Raw genomic sequence first — 1,297 nt, 5'->3', positions numbered from 1 at the left:
TAACTTTAAAAAGATATTATCAGTATCTAGATGAATAGAAGATTAGTCTCATCTATTCATCTTGCCTAGGAGGCGGTTTAGAAGCAACAATAAAATAATGTTATTGTTGTTTCTAAACCGTTTGCTAGCTTAATGCTAAATAAGTGATACAACAAGACGTTATATGTTTATAGTCTAGTAGTTTGAATAATAAGGATAGTATGGGTAATAAGGATAATAATTTGAACGATAATAGTAAGGAGCACTTGGTAGTACGTATTGAAAATTATAATGGTTATAATCATTATAACTACTATAACTCTGTTCTGAATTCTTGAATCTATTTGCTTCTTCTGTAATAAAAAAGACGTGATCTCCCCAAGATGACATAAAGGTTGCATTTCCCCATCCAAAACTAGATTCAACATTTAGATCAGATTGAAGCGTACTTCCTTTCACACTACTCAATTCGTCGTCTTTTGCAATATAGATACGGTTACCAGAACCTGTCATAAGTGTAGCACGCCTCTAACCTCGAGCTGGTTCAATATCTGTATCACGTTGTAGATCTCTTTCTCTAAACCTAATTAGTTCATCACCTTTAATAGCATAGATATATGCATCACCAGGAACTGCAAATAGTAGCATCATTCCAGCCACGGACTCTAGTCACTTCTTCAAGATTTGCTGCATTTACCCTAATTAACTCATTACCTACTACGACGTAGAGGTTAGGTCCTGCAGCATCCATAAATCTTGCATCTCCCCAATCTCGAGATTTTTTAACAATTTCAAGAGTGTCCATGTTAATTTTTGGGAGTTCTCCATCTGTAATTGTATATATGTATGGACCTTCAACTCTATCAGGAAAAGCACCAGCAATAAGTTTAGTATTCCTAAAACCTCGCACCGTTTTAACAATTTGTATGTCAGGGTAGGCTCTCATTTTAATTAGAAAATCATTTATTATCAGGAAAACAAATCCTAAATAAGATTCCATTTTGTCTTAGTTTCGTTTCTAGATTAAGTACATTATTTGGATATGAATAGGTTCTAGTTACTGTATGGTGTTTTGAATAATAAGGATGCATCGGATACATATGTCTACACAACTCCATTGCTATATATTGGATATTATATCCAATGATAATTTATGTAGTTTCAAAAAAAATGAGTGGGCAGAAATTCCATATATTAATACTAGACAAGCTTGTATATTATAAGAATGTTGCTTAATAAATGCCTTTATTGAGTAACATTCTTATAAATGTGCCTTTTTATAAACACCGTAACCTAAAAATGATAATTTTAAAAAAAT

2 protein-coding genes are annotated in these 1,297 nt (G+C 32.3%); both read right to left on the bottom strand.

Going from position 1 to position 1,297, the window contains the following annotated elements; all coding sequences use genetic code 11:
* Nucleotides 1-174 precede the first annotated feature (174 nt).
* Nucleotides 175-492, bottom strand: a complete 318-nt coding sequence (locus tag KVT27_RS23225) for a hypothetical protein (RefSeq protein ID WP_098300561.1) — start codon at nt 490-492, stop codon at nt 175-177.
* 109 nt (nt 493-601) lie between these two features.
* Nucleotides 602-979: a hypothetical protein gene (locus tag KVT27_RS23220; protein WP_119781896.1), complete on the bottom strand. Its 378-nt coding sequence runs from the start codon at nt 977-979 to the stop codon at nt 602-604.
* Nucleotides 980-1,297: the final 318 nt, after the last annotated feature.

This window comes from Lysinibacillus sp. GbtcB16 (genome assembly GCF_019091145.1).
Taxonomy (GTDB): Bacteria; Bacillota; Bacilli; order Bacillales_A; family Planococcaceae; genus Lysinibacillus; species Lysinibacillus fusiformis.
This window is presented reverse-complemented; position numbering and strand designations above follow the sequence as displayed.